This window comes from Cupriavidus sp. 05N39 (assembly GCF_056397325.1).
In genome coordinates this window covers 32,389-55,032 of the sequence record NZ_JBFTNE010000052.1, presented here as the reverse complement: position 1 = coordinate 55,032, position 22,644 = coordinate 32,389, and the positions used below count along the sequence as shown (strand labels likewise).

Here is a 22,644-nt window from a genome sequence, read left to right as displayed (position 1 = left end):
GTCTTCCGAGCCAGGGTGCGACGAGAACATGCCCGACTTGCCGCCGTCCAGCTTGGCCAGCTTCTGGAACGCCGAGACCAGGCCGCGGGTATTGGCCTTATTCTTGGTCAGCAGGTCGTACGAGTAGTCGTCGGCGGCGCTCTCCTGCGTTTGCGAGAATTGCGCGTTGATCAGCTGCTCGCCCAGTTCGCCCAGTTGCGATGCCGACAAGGCAGCCACGGCGCCATTGCCGCTGGCGGCCAGCGCGCCGCGCGCCGCCATGGCGGCGTATGCCACCTGCATCTTGTTCTTGGTGTGGCCCAGGGCCACGTGACCCAGTTCGTGGCCAACCACGCCGCGCACTTCGTCGTCGGTCATCATGTCCATCAGGCCGCTGTACACGCGCACGCAGCCGTTTGCCATGGCCCAGGCGTTGACGTCCTTGGTCAGGTAGACCTTGGCATTGACGTTCGGCACGCCGGGCGACTGCAGGYCGGCCATGATCTTGGTCAGGCGCTTGGCGTAGTTGCTGCTGGGCGCAGCTATCTTGTTGGTGCTGTCGAGCTCGGCGCACGACTTGTCGGACATGGTCTTGACGTCGCCGTCGCTCAGGGAGGCCGCCTTGAACAGCGACGTGCCGGCACCCATCATGCCGTCGACATTGGTGCCGGCGCAGCCGACCAGAATGGCGGAAAGACCGGCGATGGCCGCCAGGGAGAGTTTGTGCTTCATGCTTGGTTTTCTTCTTGGAATGTGCACCGGCTGGATTGCCGCCAGTGATCTTTATGGATATGCGCCGGTGACTAACCGGCAACCCTGCTGTGTGCCTCTTTTGACACACGGGTGGAATCATATCGCTGAAATCATTCCAAGTGAACGACAAATGTCTGAATCGCTACAGTCACAATTTTTGACATTTCTCACTCATCGACCCCGACTCCCCTGCCGGTCCGGGCATCGGCCAGGCGCCAGAAAGCAAAAAACCGCGCCGTCCCTGAGAGAGACACGGCGCGGCGCCTAAATGAAGGGCGTGATGGTCGCACGCCCTCCAGGTGACCAGCTATTGATCTGCAGATCCGAAGATCCGAAACATCAGGCCACTTTCTTGTCGTCGAAGAACTGTTCGTCTTCGGTCGAACCCTTGAGCGCGGTAGTCGACGACTGGCCGCCTTCGATGGTCTGGGTCACTGCGTCGAAGTAGCCGGTGCCGACTTCGCGCTGGTGCTTGACGGCGGTGAAGCCCTTCTCGGCCGCCTTGAACTCGTTTTCCTGCAGTTCGACGAAGGCGGTCATCTGGTTGCGGGCATAGCCGTAGGCCAGGTTGAACATCGAGTAGTTCAGCGAGTGGAAGCCAGCCAGCGTGATGAACTGGAACTTGTAGCCCATGGCGCCCAGTTCCTTCTGGAACTTGGCGATGGTGGCGTCGTCCAGGTTCTTCTTCCAGTTGAACGACGGCGAGCAGTTGTAGGCCAGCAGCTTGCCAGGGAACTTGGCGTGGACGGCTTCGGCAAACTTCTTGGCGAATTCCAGGTCCGGCTTGCCGGTTTCGCACCACACCAGGTCGGCCACTTCCGCGTAGGCCAGGGCGCGGGAGATCGATTGCTCGATGCCGGGCTTGGTGCGGTAGAAGCCTTCCACCGTGCGCTCACCGGTGCAGAACGGGCGATCGCGCTCGTCCACGTCGGAAGTCAGCAGGTCGGCGGCTTCAGCGTCGGTACGGGCGATCACCAGGGTCGGCACGCCGGACACGTCGGCAGCCAGGCGCGCGGCGGTCAGCTTGGCGACAGCTTCACGCGTCGGCACCAGCACCTTGCCACCCATGTGGCCGCACTTCTTGACCGAAGCCAGCTGGTCTTCGAAGTGAACGCCGGCTGCGCCCGCGTCGATCATGGACTTCATCAGTTCGAAGGCGTTCAGCACGCCGCCGAAACCGGCTTCGGCATCGGCCACGATGGGCGCGAAGTAGTCGGTGTCGCCCTTGCCTTCGCTCCACTGGATCTGGTCGGCGCGCTGGAAGGTGTTGTTGATGCGGCGGACCACTTGCGGCACCGAGTTGGCCGGGTACAGCGACTGGTCGGGATACATTTCGCCGGCCAGGTTGGCGTCGCCAGCGACTTGCCAGCCCGACAGGTAGATGGCCTTGAGGCCAGCCTTGACCTGTTGCATGGCCTGGTTGCCCGTCAGCGCGCCCAGCGTATTGACGAACGGTTCGGTGTTAAGCAGGTGCCACAGCTTTTCGGCACCGCGGCGGGCCAGGGTATGCTCGATCTGCACGGAGCCGCGCAGGCGCACAACGTCATCGGCGGTGTAGTGACGCGCGACGCCCTTCCAGCGGGGGTTGGTATCCCATTCTGTTTGCAGGTTCTTTGCTTCGGTTTCGCGGGACATTTCACTCTCCTAGTGATGATGACGGGTATGGCATAAGCAACTTGCGACAGGCTTGCCGGACCACGGTGCCGAGCTTGCCGACCGGTGCGCTTGGGGGGACGGTTTGGAGGCCAGGTCCTGCTGCCTCGCCACCCCTGTTTTTCACGCCTCAGGTCATGTGTCTTATATAAGAGTGTAGGGAAACGTCCCGCGTCGCAACAGCACGGAATGCAGTCGCTGCTGAGTTTTTTTACTGTTTTAAATCAATAACTTACGAAACATATTTCACGATACGGCAAACGGTTCTCCATCATGAGAAACGGCAGTTGTGCTTCGCATCTACATTTTTTGCCGCGCAAAACATCTTTCCGCATTGTGAAAAACAAACGGCCGGCAGTGCCGGCCGCGATGCTGCTCAAGGAGGAACGCATCCAGCACCCCCCGTGCGGTCCTACGCAGGCGGATTTGCCTCGCGCTCACGCCGGTAGGCCACCCAGTCACCGGAGGCAATGCGCGGCAAACCCGCCACCGCGTCCTCCCCCACCGGGTACAGCAGGCAGCGTACGGCCTGGTCGCCAGCCGTCACCACCTGCTCCTCGCGAACGAACAGCGTGGCCTGGCCCGGATAAACCTCTTCGATTTCATCGAGCACCGGCACCAGGGCGGCATCCACCTCGTACAAATCGCCAGCCACGCCGGGGGCGCCGGCATCCAGCACCAGGCCGGGATAGGTGCCGAAGTCATAGAGCCGGCCCGGCACGGTGGCGCAGCCGAGCAGGCGCGGCGCGGCAATGCCGTGCTTGCGCGCGGCCGCGTTGAGGTCGTTGACTTCGCCCGCGCGCAGGGTGCCGTAGACAAATACCACCGGCATGCTCAGCCCTCCAGCTTGCTGTCCGCCACCAGCACGCCATCGGCGTCGGCATAGATCCAGTTGCCGGGCCGCACCACGGCGCCGGGCATCTGCACCGTGACCTCGCGCTCGCCCACATTGCGCTTCTGGCTTTTCTGCGGATGCAGTGCCAGGGCGCGCACGCCGATATCGCAGACCGCAAGCTCAGCGCTATCGCGCACGCAGCCATTGACGATGATGCCGGCCCAACCGTTTTTCTCGGCCAGCACGCCAAGGTTGCCGCCCACCAGCGCGCAGCGCAGCGAGCCGCCGCCATCCACCACCAGCACGCGGCCGTTGCCGGGCGACTCGACCGCTTCGCGCACCAGCGAATTGTCCTCGAACAGCTTCAGCGTGGCAGCCGGGCCGGAAAACGCGGCGCGTTTGCCGAAATGGTGGAATACCGGCGCCAGCACGCGCAGCGAACCGTCGGCCAGCCGTGCCTCATTGGCGTCGCAGAGATCGGTGGTAGCAAAGCTCATGAAGAACTCCCAAATCAGAAAGGTGGAAAGAACACGTTAGACGAGGCGATGGCGGCCTGCCTCAGGACGCGCCCCGCGCGGCCAGCGCCTGGTCGCGAATGGCCTGCAGCGTGGTGCGCGGCGTGATCTGTTCCGGATCGATGCGGATCTCGATCRGGCTGGCAACCGGTGCGGCCAGCGCCTCGCGCAATGCCGGCTCGAACGCTTCGTTGCGGGTCACGACGGCGCCACGCGCGCCATATGCCCGCGCCAGCGCGGCGAAATCCGGGTTGTGCAGTTCGGTGCCGCTCACATGGCCGGGATACTCACGCTCCTGGTGCATGCGGATGGTGCCGTACATGCCATTGTTGACGACGATGATGATCACGGCCGCCCCGTACTGCATCGCGGTGGCAAGTTCCTGGCCATTCATCAGGAAGCAGCCATCCCCGGCCAGCGCCACCACCGTGCGCCCTGGAAAGGCGATCTTGGCGCCCACTGCCGCGGGCACCCCGTAGCCCATGGCGCCGCTGGTCGGCGCAAGCTGGCCGCGGCCGCCGCCGGCAAAAGGGCGATAGCGGAAATAGCGGTGCAGCCAGCTAGCGTAGTTGCCCGCGCCGTTGGTCACAACGGCATCGGCCGGCAGCACGGTATCCAGCGTGCGCACGATGGCGGCCATGTCCACGCCCTGCCCGGTATAGGTCGGCGGTGCCAGGTAGGCTTCGTAACCGGCGTGCGCTGCGGCGGTCCATGCCTGCCAGCGCGGCGTGGCGGGGGCATCGAGCTGGGCCAGCCGTTTCGCGATGGCCGGCATCGAGGCCTGCACCATCAGGTCGGCCTGGTAGACGCTGCCCAGTTCCTCGGCGCCCGCATGGACATGGATCAGGGCCTGCGCCGGCCGCGGCGCGGCCAGCAGCGCATAGCCCCCGGTGGTCATCTCGCCCAGCCTCGGGCCGATGGCAAGCACCAGGTCGGCAGCGCGGATGCGTTCGGCCAGTTGCGGGTTGATGCCGATACCGACATCGCCCGCATAGCTGGCGTGGCGGCTGTCGAACAGGTCCTGGAAGCGAAAGGCGCAGCCCACCGGCAACTGGAAGCGTCCGGCAAAATGCTGCAGGTCCTGGCAGGCCTCGGGCGTCCAGCCGCTGCCGCCGGCAATCACGAAAGGCCGCTCGGCGCTGCCCAGCATACTGGCAAGGCGGGCCAGATCGCCCTCGCCCGGCCAACTCATGACGCGCTGGTAGTGCGCCAGCTGCGTTACGGCAACCTGCTGGGTCAGCATGTCCTCCGGCAGCGCCAGGACCACGGGGCCGGGCCTGCCCGAGGTAGCGGTCTGGTAGGCGCGGGCGATGTATTCGGGAATCCGCTCGGCCCGCTCGATCTGCGCCACCCACTTGGCCATCTGGCCGAACATGCGGCGGTAGTCGATCTCCTGGAAGGCCTCGCGATCGGCAAAATCGCTGCCGACCTGGCCGATGAAGAGAATCATCGGCGTGGAATCCTGGTACGCCGTATGGACGCCGATGCTGGCATTGGTGGCGCCGGGGCCGCGCGTGCAGAACGCCAGGCCGGGCTGCCCGGTCAGCTTGCCGTAGGCTTCGGCCATGACCGCCGCGCCCCCTTCCTGCCGGCAGATCACGAAGCGCAGGCGGTCGCGCCGCGCGTGGAAGCCATCGAGCACCGCCAGATAGCTCTCGCCGGGAACGCCGAAGGCCAGTTCGGCGCCGTGCGCCAGCAGCGCATCGACCAGGATATGGCCGCCCGGCTGGAGCGGCGGTGCCCCGTCGGGGGCGGCATGGGACGGCGTGGCGGCAGGATTGACCATGGGCAGTGGACAAGTTGATGGTTCCGTGCGGAACCGTGGATCAGGAATTTGGTATCAGCACAGGGCGTGGGCAGTCCGGGCCGGCAGCGTGTCAGCTGGCGGCCGCGCGGTTGCCCCCCGCATCACGGCGCGAGCGGTTGCCATTGCCTACCGTGACGGCGGTGAAGATCGCCAGCATCTGGAAAGCGCCGATCATGAAGAAGACCCAGCTCGGCCAGTGCGCATCCATCAGCATGCCGAAGAACAGCGGTCCGCTGGCCAGCCCGATATCCAGCCCGGAGTAGACCACGCCATAGACTCGCCCGGTGGCCCCGGCCGGCGCGGCGGCGCGCACCAGCAGATCGCGCGAAGGCCCGGCCGTACCGGCGCCGAAGCCGATCACGCCCATCAGCACCGGCACCATCACGGCCGGCAGCACGCCCAGCCCCACCACGATGGCGACAAGGCCCGACAGCGTGAAGCTCATCGCAATCAGGCGGTCGTGGTTGCTGGTGCGTCCCGCGGCGAAGCCGCCCACGATCATGCCGCCGGCGCTGCACAGCATGTAGACGGTGTAGGACGCCGTGGCCAGCGTCAGCGGCATGCCGTAGAGCTGGGTCAGTGCGGTCGGCGCGAAACTCTGGATGCCGGAGAACGAAAAGGTAGTGACCAGGAAGAAGGCCCAGCAGATCCACACCTGCGGCAACTTGAGAAACGCCAGCATGCTGCCGCCCGCCTTGGCCGCGGCCGGCCTGGGCGCCGCGCCGGCGGTGCCGCGCGGGTCGAGCACGTGCCGGAAGGCCAGCAGCACCGCCAGCACGCCGAAGGCCACGGCCGAAGCGCAGGCGAGCGCGGTGCGCCAGGTGCTGAACTCGGCAATGGTCACCAGGAAGATCGGCGCGGCGGCCCAGCCAAGGTTGCCCGAGATGCCGTGCACCGAGAACGCATGGCCCAGCCGCGGCTGCGACACATGTTTATTGAGCAAGGTGAAATCGGCGGGATGGAACACGCCATTGCCGATCCCCGCCACGCCGGCGCCAAGCAGCAGCATCGCGTAGCTGGGGCTGACCGACAGCAGCAGGGCCGCCGTGCCCAGCAGCCCAAGGCCGCCGAACAGCACCGGCTTGGCACCGAAGCGGTCGACCACGAAGCCAGACGCAGTCTGCACCACGGCCGAGACGGCGAAGAACACCGTCATCAGCAAACCCAGTTCGGCATAGCTCAGGCCAAACTCGGCCTTGATCCATGGGAACAGGGGCGCCAGCAGCAGGTGGAAAAAGTGGGAAACGCCGTGGGCCAGCCCGACCAGGCCAATGACCTGGGCATCGTGGCGCAACGGATTGCGAATGGGATCGAGAGCGGCGGCAGTCATCGGGCGTATCGTGCTGAACCTGGCGCGCCGGCCACTGCTGCCTGGCCCGGTCACGGACCAGGGGCGCGCTGCGAATATCGCATCATAGAGTAAAACCGCCCTCGGCAGGGGTGCCCTGCCCGCTACATCTGCTTGAACAGGTAGGCGTACTGGCGCGCCACCGGCAAGGTCTCCGCGCGATTGCGCAGCTTGAGCGCGAGCCGGCCGAGCGACTGGTTCACGGCACTGGCCACGCAGTCGATATTCACCACCGTGCCGCGATGGATCTGCCAGAAGCGTTCCGGATCGAGTTGCTGCGACAGTTCGCGCAGGCTGGTGCGGATCAGCGCTTCCCCGCTGGCGGACACGACGTTGACGTACTTGTCGGTCGCCTCTAGGTAGATCACTTCATCCACCGGGATGATGCGGATTTCCTGCCCGACCAGCGCCTTGATGAACCGCAGGTAGCCATGCTGGGGCGAACCCGCCGGGGCCTGCTGCGCTGGCGCGCCACCGGGCTCCAGGGTCTCGAGGCGGGCCAGCAACTGCGCCAGGCGATCGGTGTCGAGCGCGGAGCCGCCCTCCTCGCTCGCCTGCGCATGGGCCGCCAGCCTTGCCTTGAGGCGGTGCACAGTGGCCTCCAGCCGGTCGGGCTGCACGGGCTTGAGCACGTAGTCGACCGCCTCGCGCTCGAATGCTTCCAGCGCGAACTGGTCGTACGCCGTGACGAACACCACCAGGGGCGGCGGATCGAACGCCATCAGCTCGCGCGCCACGTCCATGCCGCTCATGCCCGGCATGCGGATATCGAGAAACGCAACCTGGGGCGCGTGCTGCCGGGCCGCCTCCAGCGCGGATACGCCGTCGTGCACCACGGAGACGATCTGCGCCTCGGGCCAGAGACTGGACAATTCGGCATGCAAGGCGCGCGCGAGCAGCGGCTCGTCGTCAGCGATCAACAAGGTCGGGGACATGGAAGCGGCAGTAATGAAGCGGATCGTTCGGAACGGCGGTTGAGACCGGGGCGGCTGTGGCAGTCAGCCGCCTCAGGGATGAGAAACGCCATGCGCGGCACGGGTAACGGGGGCCATCCCGAGTCCGGCAGGGGCGCTGGCCGGCGCCGGCGCTGGCGCCGGCACGGGCACTGGCGCCGCCAGCCGCACGACGGGCAAGGTCAGCCGGACGATCACGCCGCGCGGCGTGTTTTCTTCCATCTGCATGCTGGCCGACGCCCCGAAAATACGCGCCAGCCGCTCGCGCACATGGGTCAGGCCCAGGCCGGAGCCCTTGGTCACGGCATGCCCGAACCCCACCCCGGTATCCTGGATCACCACCTGTACCGCGTTCTCGCCCTGCGCGCGCGCCGACAGCACGATGCTGCCGCCACGCATGCATGGCTCGATGCCGTGGGTGACCGCGTTCTCCACCAGCGGCTGGATCAGCATGGGCGGGATCTCCACTTCCGCCAGCTCGGGCGGCAGTTCGATCTGATAGCTCAGGCGCGTGCCGAAACGCAGGGCCTGGATGTCGAGATAGCTGCGCAGCAACTCGAACTCCTGGCGCAGCGTGCATTGCTCGGCGCGCGTATGCGACAGCGACATGCGCAGGAAGCCGATCAGCCGCTGCAGCAGCCGCCGGGCGGCCTGCTGGTCGGTGGCGATCAGGCAATCCAGGTTGGCCAGGGAGTTGAACAGGAAGTGCGGCTCGATCTGTGCCTGCAAGGCCATGAGCTGCGCGCGCACCAGTTGCTTTTCCGCCTCCTCGCGCTGCAGGGCGTCGAGCGCGGCCTGCCGTTCCAGGTGGGCGAGCTTCTCCCGGGACCAGTAGAAATAGATCATGCTGGCCGAAGCGAGCATGCCGACCACCAGGCACATGCGCAGCGTGTCGGCGGCTTCCTCGAAGGACTTCGCCGGCTCGTTAAGGAGGATGCGCGTCGCCCAGCTGCCCATGATCACGCCAAGCGGCACGGCAATGGCGGTCAGGCACAGGAAGGGCCAGCGCCTGGGCCGCTCGTTCCACCAGATCAGCACGCGGGCGACATCGATCAGCAGCCAGATCGACAGGCCGATCAGGTGGCTATAGACGAAGTTGTGCCACAACGAGCCACCGGTACGGAAGCCATAGTTGAGGCTGACGGCGATCAAGGTGTTGATGCACAGCACGAACAACAGGTCGCGTGCGAGGATCGAGATCCGGGAAGGAATGGCGGCGGGGCAGCGATCTAGCCGATCCAGCGATTTCATGTGGGCAAGGCCTCCCTGCGCGACGGGGAAAATGGCGCCGGTCCTGCCGGCGCTACCGCAGCCGCAGGACAAGTCGGGGATGACTGATCGCTATTGTAATAGCCGCTCATAAGCTCTGGCACCCTTTGCCCGGCCCGCATGTACGCTGGGCCACCTTGCCGCCGGCTTCGCTACCGTCATCGCCGGCCGCACGGCCATGCAACGCGGCCCACCATTGGCCCGACAGGACAAAGCGCGGAAACGTGATCCACTGCTCGGCCAGGATGCGCAACGCGATATCGAGCGGGCCGGCGAACGGTTCGGGCCTGACAGCCTCAAGCCGGTGGGCGCGGCCTTGCAGCATCATGGACAAGGCCATGCACAGCACGCCAAGCGCCACCGCCGGGACGGAAAGCGCCAGCGCGCCGTAGACGAACAGCACATTGCCGGCCATGAACATCGGCACGGCGACGATGTGCAGCAGCAAGCTGCGCGGGTGATTGTGATTGCGGGCGTAGCCGCGCCACTGCCAGCGCAGCAGCCCTTCCGGGCGCGCGCTCATTGCTCCGGCCCGCGCCGGTCGACACGGCGCCAGGCGAAACGGCGCACGAGCAGGATCGCACCTATGGCGATCAACAGCACCGGCCATCCTTCGCGCACGATATGGGCGGGCAGGATGCCGCTGTTCTGCGCCAGAAAGATCGCGCCCAGCGCAATCAGGATGATCGGGACAATCAGCCCCCTGCCGCTACGGCCTCGTTTCATTGCCCTCTCCTCGTGCGGGACTCGCGCACCGTCGATAGTGCGGTGCATCATCGCCATGTGACGGCATGTGTATTCCGCCACGGACTGTAGCGACTTTACGCCGACAAAGTACGCGACGGAAGTGGCGTGCGACGAATGGAGAGCGGACGGCGCGAAACGCGGGGATGCGGCGCCACCGGCACCGCGGGGCCCCGTGTCCCCGAGGTCTTCAGGCCTCGACCACCTGCACGCCCGCGGGTTCGGACAGGGCGCTGGTGAGGGTGTCGCGCGACAGATGCGGCGCGAACATGTTGATAAAGGCATGGGCGTAGCCACGCAGGTAGGCCCCGCGCCGCACCGCCACGCTGGTGGTATTCGGCTCGAACAGGTGGTCGGCCGCAATCCGCACCAGGCCGGCGTCCTTGCGCTCGTCGTAGGCCATCGAGGCAACGATGCCCACGCCCAGGTCCAGTTCCGCGTAGGTCTTGATCACGTCCGCGTCCATGGCGGTGAGCACGATCTCCGGCTGCAGGCCGGCGGCCGCAAAGGCGCCGTCGATCTTGCGGCGCCCGGTGAAGCCGGCGTCATAGGTAATGATCGGGAAGCCGGCGATATCCTCCAGCGTCGGCTCCGGCAGGTGCGTCAGCGGGTGGTCCGGCGATACCACCAGGACATGCCGCCAGGTATAAGCCTCGAAGGAAGTCAGGCCCGCCTCGCTGGCCACCGCCTCGGTGGCGATGCCGATATCGGCCTGGCCGGTCAGCAGCAATTCGACAATGTGCGCCGGCGAGGCTTCCTGCAACGCCAGCGTCACATGCGGATAGGCGCGGCGGAAGCTCTGCACCACCTTGGGCAAGGCGTAGCGGGCCTGGGTGTGGGTCGTGGCCACCGTCAGGCGGCCGGTATGCCGGCCGGCGAATTCGTCCCCGGCCTGGCGCAGGTTCTCCGCCTCGAGCAGCAGCCGCTCGACGATGCGCACGATTTCGCGGCCGGGCTCGGTCAGGCCGGTCAGGCGCTTGCCATAGCGCTCGAAGATCTCGACCCCGAGTTCTTCCTCCAGCTCGCGGATCTGGCGCGACACGCCGGGCTGCGAGGTGTAGAGGGCATTGGCAACCTCGGTCAGGTTGAACTGGCGGCGAACCGCCTCGCGGATCGAACGCAGTTGCTGGAAATTCATAGTGCGGCTCCCGCCGGGGCAGCATTGGCCCTGGCTTGTGATTGTGTTGGTGTATTTGCCTGTGCTGCGGGTTGAGGCTGGACGAAGACACGCAACTGGCGCGGCCGCACCGCCAGCAGCTCGCCTTCGCGGAAGCCCTGGTGGCGGAAGCGTTCGAGAGGCAGCGCCACTTCAATCACTTCCTGGGTGTCTTCGCGCTCCAGTTCGAGCTGGGCCACGGGGCCCAGCGTCAGCGCGCGGCGCAGCGTCACGGCGATGCCGTCGGCGCCGGGCGCGTAGCGTTCCAGGTCGAGATCGTGCGGGCGGACATAGGCCACGGCATCGCCGGCGGTTTCATGGCCGCTGCCGATGACAGGCAGGATCGAATCGCCGGTGTGCAGCAAGCCGCCCCGCTCGCCCACTTCCAGCCGGCCGTGGAACAGGTTGACGTTGCCGAGGAAGCCGAACACGAAGGGCGTGGCCGGATGGTTGTAGACCGCCTCCGGCGTGCCCGCCTGCTCGACGTGGCCGCGATTCATCAGCACGACCTGGTCGGCGACTTCCAGCGCCTCTTCCTGGTCGTGGGTGACGAATACGCTGGTCACGTGCAGTTCGTCATGCAGGCGCCGCAGCCAGCGGCGCAGTTCCTTGCGCACCTTGGCGTCGAGCGCACCGAAAGGCTCGTCGAGCAGCAGCACGCGCGGTTCCACGGCCAGCGCGCGGGCCAGCGCGATGCGCTGGCGCTGCCCGCCGGACAACTGCGGCGGATAGCGGTCGGCCAGCCAGTCGAGCTGCACCAGCTCCAGCAGCGAGCGCACCTTCTCCCGGATCTGCGCCTCGCTCGGCCGTTCGGCGCGCGGCTTCACGCGCAGGCCGAAGGCCACGTTCTCGAACACCGTCATATGCTTGAACAGTGCGTAGTGCTGGAACACAAAGCCGACCTGGCGCTGGCGCACATGCTGGTGCGAGGCATCGCGCCCTTCCAGCAGGATCTGGCCATCGTCCGCCCGTTCAAGACCTGCGATGATGCGCAGCAAGGTAGTCTTGCCGCAGCCAGAGGGCCCCAGCAGCGCCGTCAGCTGGCCTTCGTCGAAATCGAGCGTGACATCGTCCAGCGCGACGAAATTACCGAAGCGCTTCTGCACATTCTTGACCTGGATGCTCATGATGCCTGTCCTTGCAATTTGCCAGCGACCGGATTCTCGGGCGCAAAATTGTCGTCTTCCCTGTGCTCGCCGCGCGCCCGGTATTCCACCAGCGTCTTGATACCGAGCGTGACCAGGGCCAGCAGCGTCAGCAGCGACGCCACCGCGAAGGCTGCCGCGAAGTTGTACTCGTTGTAGAGGATCTCCACGTGCAGCGGCATGGTGTTGGTAAGCCCGCGGATATGGCCCGATACCACCGAGACCGCGCCGAACTCGCCCATGGCCCGCGCATTGCACAGGATCACGCCATACAGCAGGCCCCAGCGGATATTGGGCAGCGTGATGCGGCGGAAAGTCTGCCAGCCGGAGGCGCCCAGCACGATGGCGGCCTCTTCTTCCTCGCTGCCCTGCGCCTGCATCAGCGGAATCAGCTCGCGTGCGACAAAGGGAAAGGTGACGAAGATGGTGGCCAGCACGATGCCCGGCACCGCGAACATGATCTTGATATCGTGTGCCTCCAGCCACGGACCCAGCCAGCCCTGCGCGCCGAACAGCAGCACATAGACCAGGCCGGAGATCACCGGCGACACCGAGAACGGCAGGTCGATCAGCGTGATCAGCAGGTTCTTGCCGCGGAAATCGAACTTGGCGATGGCCCACGCCGCCGCCACGCCGAACACCACGTTGAGCGGCACTGCGATGGCCGCCACCAGCAGCGTGAGCTGGATCGCGGCCACGGCATCGGGCTCGACCAGCGAATCGAAATAAGTCTGCACGCCCTTGCGCAGCGCTTCGTAAAAGACCGAAGCCAGCGGAATAAACAGGAACAGCGCGAGGAACAGCACCGCAACGGTAATCAAGGTGTAACGCACCCACGGCGCTTCGCCCGTGGCATCCCGAAAACGCGCGGCGGGGGCGGAACGGCCGCCCAGGCCCTGGGTAACAACGCCGGCCATTTCAGTTCTCCTTGCCCGGCGCCACGGAGGCGCGCACGGCCTGATGGTGGCGGCGCGTCCACGCTTGCAGCAGGTTGATCAGCAGCAACAGGGCAAAGGAGATCACCAGCATCACCACCGCCACCGCGGTGGCGCCCGCGTAGTCGTATTGTTCCAGCTTGGAATAAATCATCAGCGGCGCGATCTCGGAGATCATCGGCATGTTGCCGGAGATAAACACCACCGAACCGTACTCGCCTGTGGCCCGTGCGAACGACAGCGCAAACCCGGTCAGCAGCGCCGGCAGGATGGTCGGCAGGATCACGCGGAGAAACGTCTGCAGACGGGTGGCGCCCAGGCTGGCGGCGGCCTCCTCCAGCTCCTGCTCGGCATCCTCCAGCACCGGCTGCACCGTGCGCACCACAAAGGGCAGCCCGATGAATGTCAACGCCACCACCACGCCCAGCGGCGTGAAGGCGACCTTGACGCCCAGCGGCTCCAGGTAGCGGCCGAGCCAGCCATTGCCGGCATACAGCGCGGTCAGCGCGATACCGGCCACCGCGGTGGGCAAGGCGAACGGCAGGTCCACCAGTGCGTCAACCAGGCGCTTGCCGGGAAAGCGGTAGCGCACCAGCACCCAGGCCACCACCAGTCCGAACACGGTATTCACGATGGCGGCGATCAGCGAGGCGCCAAAGCTGAGCTGCAGGGAAGCGACGACCCGCGGCGCGCTGATTGCGCTCCAGAAGGCCTCCCAGCTCATCGTAAAGGTCTTGAGGAAGGTGGCCGACAGCGGGATCAGAACGATCAGCGTCAGGTAGAACAGCGTGAACCCCAGCGAGAGGCCAAAGCCCGGCAGCACGGTAAAGCGCTGCTTGCTTGGCCTGGCGGGCGCGCGCTTGCGCGCCTGCGGGGCATCCGGCCTCGCCGGGGGCGGAGTGTCCGCCAGGGAAATCGAGGGTGGCATGTTGTCTCGTCTGTGCCRTCAGTGTCGCATTCACCACCCGGAGAAGGATTCAGGCGAAGGCTCGGGCCAGGAATCCGGGAAAACGGGGGGGCTTCTTTATGACGCCGGCGCATAACGCACCGGCCTACGAGACAAATTCTGCAGATCCCGCCTTATAAACAGAACGAATCTTTACGTATGTTCTTAGGCGTTTTAGATATAAGGGAACGTCGACGACACCTCGACACCCGTTTCCCAAGGCTCCGAGCGGTCGTCAGACGGTCCGGCGCTGCCGTCTGCTTCAATGCGCTGTATCAATGTGGCAAGCAAGCCCAGCCCTTCGGGCCACTGGTCCAGCCCGGAATCGGCATTGATGTGGCCTGCCAGGCCCGCGTCGTGCAGTTCGCTCCCCCAAAGCGTGCCCCAGCTGAAGGCAGTGCGCTGCTGCATCCAGGGATCGTTGCGGCTGGCGATGAGGATGGTGGGAAACGGCAGCCGGCGGGCCGGCAGCAATGCCGCCACGCCGAACTTGTCGGGGTCGGCCGGCGCCACCAGGAGGGCGCCCGCAATGCCCTCGGCGTCCAGCGCCGCCTGGCGCAAGGTGGCCAGGCAGCCGAAGCTGTGCGCCACCAGGATGGCCCCGCGCGATGCCACGCGCTGCGCCCGCATCACGCTTTCCGAGACGCGCTCGGCCCACAGCGGCAGGCTGGGGCGCGACCAGTCGTGCTGCTCCACGCGCTGCCAGTCCGGAAAGCGCTGTTCCCAGCGGCTCTGCCAGTGGCCCGGCCCGCTGCCGTGCAAGCCCGGCACCGTCAGGATCTGCAATCCCTTGGGCACCTTCAGCCGCACGTCGGCGGCGCGCCCGCCGGCGCCCGCCTGCCCGCCGCGCTGGTGCGGCGCGGCAGGCCTCTTCGTCTGCGTCATATCGGCTCCTTGCTGAACGCCATCGGGACGCGGCCGGATCCGTTCCGGGCCGCCCCGCCCTCGAATTCCTCATTGCCCGCGTCACCGCCGCCAGGCCCCGCTTGCGGCACGCGCAGGTCGCGCGCGCTCACGGCCGCGCCGGTGAAACTGCCCTGCCCCAGCACGATGCCGGCCGCCTGCAGCCGCTCGGCGTTCTCGGCATTCTCCAGCCGGCGCCCGATCAGGGTCACGCCGGCGCTGTCCGCGCTGGCCTGCAACCCGGCAAGCTGCCGGTCGGTCCAGTTGCGGCGCATGTCCAGCTTGAGCCATTCGGGCAAGGCATGCGCCATCAGCGCACCCGCCTCGGCGGGGTCAGATGCCTGCAGGCTGACGGCAAAGCCGTTGCGGCGATAGTTGCCCACCACATGCAGCAGCAGCGGCAGATCGTCGTTGGCGCTGGCCGGTACCTGGATCACGAACCGTTCGAGCGGCAGTCCCAGCGATTGCAGCGCGCGCCGGAAGGCCGAGCCATGATCGTCGGCCACCGCCGCCAGCAGCCGGTTATGCACATTGAGCACCAGCTTGCGCTCGCCATCGGCGGCGAAATAATTGATGGCGTGCACCAGCCGCGAGAGGCGGTCCAGCGACACCAGCGAGGCATCGTCCGCCGCCATCGCGAACAGCTTCCACGCCGCCAGGCCGACACCGTCGCCGGCATAGGTGCGCAGCGTGCCCTCGTGCGCCACCACGTCGTGGCTGGACAAGGTAATGAGCGGCTCGAAGGCACTGGTCAGCGAACAGTTGTAGAACTGGCCCTGCACCTGCCCACGCTCGTCTCGCCAAAGCTGACGATCGCTCTCGGGCCGGCGAGGCAGCCCTTCCAGGTAATGGGTGAGTGCCGCCAGTCCCGCGCCTGTTTCGTTCGCGCTTGCCATTGCCATTTCCTTTGCGTTGCGCTTGCGCCTCGGGCGAGGCTTCAAAGCTTGGCCAGGGACACCTCGGTAGCCTTCACCAGGGCAACGACTTCGCTGCCGATGGTGAGACCGAGATCCTTGACCGAGCGGGTGGTGATGACCGAGGTGACGATGCCGGCCGGCGTCTCGACGTCGACCTCCGAGACCACCGGGCCTTCGATGATGGCGGCTACCTTGCCGCGGAACTGGTTGCGTACGTTGATCGCCTGAATGCTCATGATAGAAGTTCCTTTGCGTGAGTGAAAATGAAGATTGCGTAAAACTTTGATTCAGCGCCTTGCGTGGTGAACCGCGATGAGTGACGTTGCACGCTCAAACTTGCCGCGGCTACGCCGCGGGTTGCACCGGGTTCATGCAATTGCGYCGGCATGACTGTTGCCTCAAACTTGTTTGCAACCTGGTTTGCAGTCTTGCCTTCTGCGTGATCCGCCTGCCTGCACTCGCTGATCCGGCCACTGGCTAGATCGCCCAGCGCACCGAATCGGCCGTGCGCGCAACCGACCAGTCCACCGCGGGCGCCAGTGCCTGGCCATACCCGACGGCGTCGGCCGCCACTGCCTCGTCGCGTTGCATGACCCGCCGCAGCACCGCATCCTCCAGTTGCGCGAAAGCGGCCGAGCCTCGCTGGCGCGGTCGTGGCAACGCCACGCGCTGGTCCAGCGCAATGCGCCCGTCTTCGATCAGCACCACGCGGTCGGCCAGCGCTACCGCCTCGGAAACATCGTGCGTAACCAGCAGCGCCGTAAAGCCCAGGCGTTGCCACAGCGACTCGATCAGCCCCTGCATCTCGATGCGCGTCAGCGCGTCGAGCGCGCCCAGCGGTTCGTCCAGCAACAACAGCCGCGGGTGATGCACCAGCGCGCGCGCCAGAGCGACGCGCTGGCGCTGCCCGCCCGACAGGCGCGCCGGCCATTCGCCCGCGCGCTCGGCCAGGCCGACCTGGCCCAGCACCCTGGCGGCATCGGCCAGCCTTGAGCGAGGCAGGCCCAGCGCCACGTTGTCCAGCACCTTCTTCCACGGCAGCAAGCGTGCGTCCTGGAACATCACACGGACCGCCTCGCGCTGCTTGCGGCCCGGGCCATCGTCAAGCGTCACGGCGCCGCCGTCGCTGTCTTCCAGGCCCGCCACCAGCCGCAGCAAGGTGCTCTTGCCGCAGCCGCTGCGGCCCACGATGGCGAGGAACTCGCCGGGGGCGGCCTGCAGGTCGATGCCGTGCAGCACCTCGCGCCCGCCGTAGCGCTTCACTACCTGCTGCACGCGCAGCGACAGTCCGTTGCCGGCTTTGCTCGCTGGCACGTCCGCCAGCGCAGCCTGTTCGATCGGGTTGCTTTGCATTTCGTGTTCTCCTTGGGCCGCGGGCTCAGTGCGCCTGGTAGCCGGGGTGCCAGCGCAGCCAGAAACGTTCCAGCCCGCGCGACAGCAAGTCAGCCAGCTTGCCCAGCAGCGCGTAGAGCAGGATGCCCACCAGCACCACATCGGTCTGCAGGAACTCGCGCGCATTCATGGTCATGTAGCCGATGCCCGACTGGGCCGATATGGTCTCGGCGACGATCAGGATCACCCACATCAGGCCGAGCGAGAAACGCACGCCGACCAGGATGTTGGGCAAGGCCCCCGGCAGGATCACCTCGCGGTAAAGGCGCCAGCCCGACAGGCCGTAGCTCTTCGCCATCTCGATCAGGCCCGGGTCGACCGAACGGATGCCGTGGTAGGTGTTCAGGTAGATCGGGAAGAACACGCCCAGCGCGACCAGGAACAGCTTGGCTGTCTCGTCGATGCCGAACCACAGGATCACCAGTGGAATCAGGGCCAGCGTGGGAATGTTGCGCACCATCTGCAAGGTGCTGTCGAGCAGCGTCGCGGCCGGCCGGAACGTGCCGGTGAGCAGCCCCAGCAACAGCCCGAAGCCGCCACCGATGGTGAAACCAAGCACGGCGCGCCAGCTGCTGACCCACACATGGCGCCACAGCTCGCCCGTGATGGCCAGGCCCCAGGCAGCCTTCACCACATCGAAGGGCGCGGGCAGGATGCGATTGGACAGCCAGCCGTACTGTGAAGCCAGCTGCCACACCACGATCAGCAGCACTGGCACAGCCCAGGGCGCGGCCGGGCCAAGCACCTTGTTCAGCCAGTCGGCGCGGCGCGGCGGGAGCGTGAGGGGAGCGGACATGTCGGCCTCCTTCAGCGCTGCGCCGCGCGCGGCACGATGCCGGTCGCCATGACTTCCCCGAAGGGCCCCGACAACACCTTGCCCGGCAGCTTGTCGCGCACGGAACGCGGCAGCAGCGGGAACACCAGTTCGGCGAAGCGGTAGGCTTCCTCCAGGTGCGGGTAGCCGGACAGCACGAACGTATCGATGCCCAACTCCGCATACTCCTGCATGCGCGCCGCCACGGTGTGCGGATCTCCCACCAGCGCGGTGCCCGCGCCGCTTCGCACCAGGCCCACGCCGGCCCACAGGTTCGGGCTGATCTCCAGCTCCGCGCGGCTGCGCTCGCCACCGCCGGCATGCAGCGCGGCCATGCGGCGCTGGCCTTCGGAATCCATCCTGGCGAACACGGCCTGCGCGCGCGCCACGGTATCGTCGTCGAGCTTGCTGATCAGCTTGCCGGCGGCGGCCCAGGCTTCGTCGTCGGTCTCGCGCACGATCACGTGCAGGCGGATGCCGAACCTGACCGAGCGCCCATGGCGCGCGGCGCGCTGGCGCACGTCGGCGATTTTCTTCGCCACCTCGGCGGGCGGTTCACCCCACGTCAGGTAGGTGTCCACCTGCTCGCCGGCCAGCTCATGCGCGGCATCCGAGGAGCCGCCGAAATACACCGGTGGATGCGGCCGTTGCAGCGGCGGGAACAGGACTTTGGCGCCCTTGACCCTGAGGTGCCTGCCTTCGTAGTCGAGTTCGGCGCTTTCATGGCTGGCGGCCAGCACCTCGCGCCAGATGCGGATGAACTCGGCCGAGGCTTCGTAGCGTTCGGCGTGGTTCAGGAACAGGCCGTCGCCCTCCAGTTCCGACGCGTCGCCACCGGTCACCAGGTTCACCAGCAAGCGGCCACCCGAGAGACGGTCGAAGGTCGCCGCCATGCGCGCGGCCAGCGTGGGCGCCATCAGGCCGGGGCGCACAGCCACCAGGAAGCGCAGGCGGCGGGTGACCGCGGCCAGCGTGGAGGCCACCACCCAGGGGTCCTCGCAGGAGCGCCCGGTGGGAATCAGCACACCTTCGTAGCCCAGCGTATCGGCGGCGGTGGCGATCTGCTTCAGGTAATCGAGATTGACCTCTCGCGCCCCTTCCGAGGTGCCGAGGTAGCGGCTGTCGCCGTGCGTTGGGATAAACCAGAAAACTTGCATGCCTTTGCCTCTTCAGCTTGTCTTGTTGATTTCGTCCATTCGGTATGACGGCATCGCGGGGTTCCGCGCAGGCACGGTGCCAGCCGTCGCGGCGTGCATGGCCGCCGCCCTGCCCCACTTCGCCGTGCCCAGGCCGAGCGCGAGCAAGGCGGCGCCCAATCCGCCAGTGAGCAAGGCCGCGATCAGCACGTGGCGCAGTCGAGCGCGGCGCACGGCGTGGCCCTGCTTGCCAGCCGCGTTCAACGCTGTGCCTGCCAGGCGGCATCCGCCGCATCGACCGGCTCCTCCGCCTGCGCGCGGCCGGGCAGCAGCGCATAGGCCAGACCCGTGGCTGCAACCAGCGCTGCCAGGACCAGGCGGCGCTTCAGGTTGCCGGTGCCCGCAACGCGCTGGCGTCGCGCGCCGTTGCCGGCTGGCGTTCCCTGAATATCGCGTTCGTCGGGATGCTTGAAAACTGCCGAGTTCATATCGATGTCCCTGTGCAAGATGCAAACGCGATCACGCCGGCAGCGTGCGGGTGCACGCTCCCCCGCCGGCCTGCAAGGCAGACGGCGCAGCAATCACGGATAAGGCTGGTTCTCCCCGGGCGGCGCTCGCGCCCCCGCATCAACTCAGGCGGAACATCGCTCGGCCGGCACAGGGCGCTGCGCGGCACGACCGAAGGTGCCAGGCAGTACGTCCGGCGGCAGCAGGTCCAGGGGCGTCTTGAGCAGGCCGCCATAGGCAGCCTTGTAGACCGGGGTGGCAAGGGTCACCACCTGGGCCTCGCCCACCGCGCTGATGGTGGCAGCGATATCGGGATCGTCCACCCTGGCCGCCAGCAGCGCCGCGGGCGGAAGCTCGCGCAGCGCCAGGTGACTGGTGCGTTCGCCGGCGACTTCGAGCCCGCTGCGCAGATGCGCCAGCAGGTGCCCGGAACGCGACGGGGCGGACGGACTGCCGGACAGGGTCAGGATGGACATCGGGCTTCCTTCTCAACTGAATGGCGCGGCGGACGCAGTTCGCGCCCGCCCATGCCGCTGATTACTTCTTGCCGGGCTGGTAGACCTGGTCGAACGAACCACCATCGGCGAAGTGCGCTTTCTGCGCCTTCTGCCAGCCGCCGAAGGCCTCGTCGATGGTGAACAGCTTGACCTTCGGGAAATTGGCCGCGTACTTGGCCGCAATCTTTTCCGAAATCGGTCGGTAGTAATTCTTCGCCGCGATTTCCTGGCCCTCGTCGGTGTACAGGAACTGCAGGTAGGCCTCGGCCACCTTGCGCGTGCCCTTCTTGTCCACCACCTTGTCGACCACCGCCACCGGCGGCTCGGCCAGGATCGAGATCGACGGCGCGACGATGTCGAACTTGTCCGGACCCAGTTCCTTGATTGCCAGGATCGCCTCGTTCTCCCAGGCAATCAGCACGTCGCCCAGGCCGCGCTCGACAAAGGTCGTGGTGGCGCCGCGGGCGCCGGAGTCCAGCACCGGCACGTTCTTCAGCAACTGGCCAACAAACTCCCTGGCCTTCTGCTCGTTGCCGCCCGGCTGGCGCAGCGCGTAGCCCCAGGCAGCCAGGTAGTTCCAGCGCGCGCCACCCGAGGTCTTCGGGTTCGGCGTGATCACCTGCACACCCGGCTTGACCAGGTCGTTCCAGTCCTTGATGCCCTTGGGGTTGCCCTTGCGCACCAGGAACACGATGGTCGAGGTATAGGGCGAGGCATTGTGCGGCAGGCGCTTCTGCCAGTCCGCCTTGAGCAGACCCTTCTCGGCAATGGCGTCGATGTCATAGCCCAGCGCCAGCGTGACCACATCCGCGTCCAGCCCGTCGATCACCGAACGCGCCTGCTTGCCCGAGCCGCCGTGCGACTGGCGGATGGTCAGCGCGTCGCCACCCTTGGCCTTCCAGGCCTTGGCGAAGGCGGCATTCACATCCACGTACAACTCCCGCGTCGGGTCGTACGAAACATTCAACAGGTTGGTGTTGGCCCAGGCGGTCTGGGTGGAACCGATCACGGCCAGTGCCGCCAATCCGATGGCCAGCTTGCGAATCATCTGTCTTGCTCCCGTCTTGTCGTCGTGAATTGGCGGCTGCGCGCCTCGTTTCAAGGCCCTCCTTGTGTGGGAAGGCTGGTGTCAGGGAAGAAGACTACCGAGGGGGCTATGTGAAAGGAACGAATGGTTTCGCCGATCCTTGCACGTTTTCCGCATAAGATTCGGCGGAAATATGGACATGCCGCAGGGAGTACCGTCGAAACCGTCAGTCTTCGACAACGAGAGGCTGCGGGGATGCCCGCGTGCTACAGGTTGTGCCGAAGGTTGGCTGCAGAAATGCAAATGAGTACAATTCGTATTTGAGAATCATCCGTTGGCGTGAAGACAGATCACCCCACGGTATGGCAACCAAGGAGCTTTCCGCGGGAAGGCCTTGGCATGGCGGAATGCCGTGGCTGCCATCCACGCGACCCCGCCGTTGTAGAGGAAGGGAAGCCGGTCTTGTCGGTGCGCTTGAAGTGGCTTTCGCTGCGGGTGTTGGTTGCGGCTTCTACCCTGAGGTCGTTCTTCGCCACGATGACGGTGCGCGCATCGGACACCACATTGCTGCCAGTGACCGTGACGTTTTGCCCCTGCACCGCCACGCTATTGCCGCTGAAGGTGATGGCCACCGCGTTGGTTTCTTCCAGGCTGTCGCGGCTGGTCCTGGTGCTGGAGCCGAGCAGGCCGCGGGATATGTGCTTGCGCCCTTCGCTCCAGTTGCTGCCGGCTTCACCGGCAACAATATTGACATCGCCCTGGGCCACGGCCATCAGCGCGCCTTGCTCGCTGGTGACGGTGGCGGCGCGGGCATTGAGATCGCCGCACTTCATCTTGACGCCTTCAAGAAAATGGAAATTGCCTTCCAGACTTGTGGCGGCAGGGCCTCAGACAACGCAAACGGTGTGTGGGCACCAGAACGACCGAGTTCCATATGTTGCAGAACAGTTTCCCCCCGCCGTTAGTCCGCGCTGGGTATTATTCTCAAGCTCGGCGCTATTGAACCTTGCAGGCTGGATATGTGTGCCGTATCGAGCCTTCACAAGAACCGGTATAGCGATAGCCTTTTTTAAGCATACATTGCTGTATCTCCATATATTTCGCACCAGCTGCATCTCGCATCTCTTGAGCGTCAACTCCAGACTTTGGGCTACTGTATCCTCCATCCCGCATCCCCCCACATTCCACCCAGTCCAGATTTCTGTCTTCCACACCTCCAACCTTTTTTTCCCAATAATCACTGAGAGGCGTGATATTCATTCCCGCAGATGGATTTCCATTCATCCAAAACCCTCCTATCCCACACCCAAATAATAAGAGAGGGAGAAAAACAACTATAAAAAATTTAATCTTCATCAAAAACCATCAAAACATACAAAATGGATAAAAATATTTTATTTAAGGAGGTAAAGT

General features: G+C 65.8%; 25 protein-coding genes and 1 pseudogene. All 26 read right to left on the bottom strand.

Features of this window, described 5'->3' with window-relative positions; genetic code table 11:
- A partial coding sequence (locus AC1DN0_RS23780; RefSeq protein WP_477146050.1) for a M48 family metalloprotease occupies window positions 1-711 on the bottom strand: 711 nt, incomplete at its 3' end.
- 360 nt (window positions 712-1,071) lie between these two features.
- Entirely contained in the window at window positions 1,072-2,367 is a 1,296-nt protein-coding gene (aceA, locus tag AC1DN0_RS23775; RefSeq protein WP_441634654.1) for an isocitrate lyase, read from the bottom strand.
- Between the two features lie 430 nt (window positions 2,368-2,797).
- Window positions 2,798-3,217 carry a gamma-glutamylcyclotransferase family protein gene (locus tag AC1DN0_RS23770; RefSeq protein ID WP_441634652.1) on the bottom strand — a complete coding sequence of 140 codons (420 nt, stop codon included), beginning with the start codon at window positions 3,215-3,217 and terminating at the stop codon, window positions 2,798-2,800.
- A 2-nt stretch (window positions 3,218-3,219) separates the two neighbouring features.
- Window positions 3,220-3,717 (bottom strand): ribonuclease E activity regulator RraA, encoded by a 498-nt coding sequence (gene rraA / locus AC1DN0_RS23765; protein WP_477102495.1) that lies wholly within the window; start codon window positions 3,715-3,717, stop codon window positions 3,220-3,222.
- A 61-nt stretch (window positions 3,718-3,778) separates the two neighbouring features.
- A complete protein-coding gene (locus AC1DN0_RS23760) occupies window positions 3,779-5,521 on the bottom strand; it encodes a thiamine pyrophosphate-binding protein (RefSeq protein ID WP_477146049.1) in 1,743 nt (580 codons plus the stop codon).
- Between the two features lie 91 nt (window positions 5,522-5,612).
- Complete coding sequence (locus AC1DN0_RS23755; RefSeq protein WP_441634646.1) at window positions 5,613-6,872, bottom strand: MFS transporter; 1,260 nt, start codon at window positions 6,870-6,872, stop codon at window positions 5,613-5,615.
- Window positions 6,873-6,994: 122 nt separating this feature from the next.
- Entirely contained in the window at window positions 6,995-7,825 is an 831-nt protein-coding gene (locus AC1DN0_RS23750; RefSeq protein WP_441634644.1) for a LytR/AlgR family response regulator transcription factor, read from the bottom strand.
- Between the two features lie 72 nt (window positions 7,826-7,897).
- Window positions 7,898-9,085 carry a sensor histidine kinase gene (locus AC1DN0_RS23745; protein ID WP_441634683.1) on the bottom strand — a complete coding sequence of 396 codons (1,188 nt, stop codon included), beginning with the start codon at window positions 9,083-9,085 and terminating at the stop codon, window positions 7,898-7,900.
- A gap of 115 nt (window positions 9,086-9,200) precedes the next feature.
- Complete coding sequence (locus AC1DN0_RS23740; protein ID WP_441634642.1) at window positions 9,201-9,635, bottom strand: terminase; 435 nt, start codon at window positions 9,633-9,635, stop codon at window positions 9,201-9,203.
- A complete protein-coding gene (locus AC1DN0_RS23735; protein ID WP_441634641.1) occupies window positions 9,632-9,838 on the bottom strand; it encodes a LiaI-LiaF-like domain-containing protein in 207 nt (68 codons plus the stop codon). The genes AC1DN0_RS23740 and AC1DN0_RS23735 overlap by 4 nt, the downstream gene beginning before the upstream one ends.
- 208 nt (window positions 9,839-10,046) lie before the next feature.
- Window positions 10,047-10,994: a CysB family HTH-type transcriptional regulator gene (locus tag AC1DN0_RS23730; protein ID WP_477102493.1), complete on the bottom strand. Its 948-nt coding sequence runs from the start codon at window positions 10,992-10,994 to the stop codon at window positions 10,047-10,049.
- On the bottom strand, window positions 10,991-12,139 hold the full coding sequence (locus AC1DN0_RS23725) for a sulfate/molybdate ABC transporter ATP-binding protein (protein WP_477102492.1): 1,149 nt from the start codon (window positions 12,137-12,139) through the stop codon (window positions 10,991-10,993). The genes AC1DN0_RS23730 and AC1DN0_RS23725 overlap by 4 nt, the downstream gene beginning before the upstream one ends.
- Window positions 12,136-13,074 (bottom strand): sulfate ABC transporter permease subunit CysW, encoded by a 939-nt coding sequence (cysW, locus tag AC1DN0_RS23720; RefSeq protein WP_477102491.1) that lies wholly within the window; start codon window positions 13,072-13,074, stop codon window positions 12,136-12,138. Before cysW ends, AC1DN0_RS23725 begins: the two co-directional genes overlap by 4 nt.
- Before the next feature lies 1 nt (window position 13,075).
- Entirely contained in the window at window positions 13,076-14,020 is a 945-nt protein-coding gene (gene cysT / locus AC1DN0_RS23715; RefSeq protein ID WP_035865018.1) for a sulfate ABC transporter permease subunit CysT, read from the bottom strand.
- A gap of 192 nt (window positions 14,021-14,212) precedes the next feature.
- On the bottom strand, window positions 14,213-14,923 hold the full coding sequence (locus AC1DN0_RS23710; RefSeq protein WP_441634633.1) for an RBBP9/YdeN family alpha/beta hydrolase: 711 nt from the start codon (window positions 14,921-14,923) through the stop codon (window positions 14,213-14,215).
- The gene (locus tag AC1DN0_RS23705) at window positions 14,920-15,837 is read right to left on the bottom strand and encodes an EAL domain-containing protein (RefSeq protein ID WP_441634631.1); all 918 of its coding nucleotides are present in this window, start codon (window positions 15,835-15,837) and stop codon (window positions 14,920-14,922) included. Before AC1DN0_RS23705 ends, AC1DN0_RS23710 begins: the two co-directional genes overlap by 4 nt.
- A gap of 41 nt (window positions 15,838-15,878) precedes the next feature.
- Window positions 15,879-16,094 carry a TOBE domain-containing protein gene (locus AC1DN0_RS23700; protein ID WP_006161487.1) on the bottom strand — a complete coding sequence of 72 codons (216 nt, stop codon included), beginning with the start codon at window positions 16,092-16,094 and terminating at the stop codon, window positions 15,879-15,881.
- Between the two features lie 241 nt (window positions 16,095-16,335).
- Window positions 16,336-17,211 carry an ATP-binding cassette domain-containing protein gene (locus AC1DN0_RS23695; RefSeq protein ID WP_477102490.1) on the bottom strand — a complete coding sequence of 292 codons (876 nt, stop codon included), beginning with the start codon at window positions 17,209-17,211 and terminating at the stop codon, window positions 16,336-16,338.
- Between the two features lie 25 nt (window positions 17,212-17,236).
- Window positions 17,237-18,046: an aliphatic sulfonate ABC transporter permease SsuC gene (gene ssuC / locus AC1DN0_RS23690; protein ID WP_276290180.1), complete on the bottom strand. Its 810-nt coding sequence runs from the start codon at window positions 18,044-18,046 to the stop codon at window positions 17,237-17,239.
- A gap of 11 nt (window positions 18,047-18,057) precedes the next feature.
- Window positions 18,058-19,221: an FMNH2-dependent alkanesulfonate monooxygenase gene (gene ssuD / locus AC1DN0_RS23685; protein WP_441633767.1), complete on the bottom strand. Its 1,164-nt coding sequence runs from the start codon at window positions 19,219-19,221 to the stop codon at window positions 18,058-18,060.
- 12 nt (window positions 19,222-19,233) lie between these two features.
- Window positions 19,234-19,434, bottom strand: coding sequence for a hypothetical protein (locus AC1DN0_RS23680; protein WP_441633769.1), 201 nt, complete (start codon window positions 19,432-19,434; stop codon window positions 19,234-19,236).
- Window positions 19,435-19,460: 26 nt separating this feature from the next.
- Window positions 19,461-19,688, bottom strand: a complete 228-nt coding sequence (locus tag AC1DN0_RS23675; RefSeq protein ID WP_441633770.1) for a hypothetical protein — start codon at window positions 19,686-19,688, stop codon at window positions 19,461-19,463.
- A gap of 216 nt (window positions 19,689-19,904) precedes the next feature.
- A pseudogene (locus tag AC1DN0_RS23670) lies at window positions 19,905-20,183 on the bottom strand (NAD(P)H-dependent oxidoreductase); the annotation flags it as partial.
- Window positions 20,184-20,244: 61 nt separating this feature from the next.
- Window positions 20,245-21,252, bottom strand: coding sequence for a sulfate ABC transporter substrate-binding protein (locus AC1DN0_RS23665; protein ID WP_441633772.1), 1,008 nt, complete (start codon window positions 21,250-21,252; stop codon window positions 20,245-20,247).
- 329 nt (window positions 21,253-21,581) lie between these two features.
- Window positions 21,582-22,064, bottom strand: a complete 483-nt coding sequence (locus tag AC1DN0_RS23660) for a hypothetical protein (RefSeq protein WP_441633774.1) — start codon at window positions 22,062-22,064, stop codon at window positions 21,582-21,584.
- 163 nt (window positions 22,065-22,227) lie between these two features.
- Window positions 22,228-22,515, bottom strand: coding sequence for a hypothetical protein (locus tag AC1DN0_RS23655; protein WP_441633776.1), 288 nt, complete (start codon window positions 22,513-22,515; stop codon window positions 22,228-22,230).
- Between the last annotated feature and the right edge of the window lie 129 nt (window positions 22,516-22,644).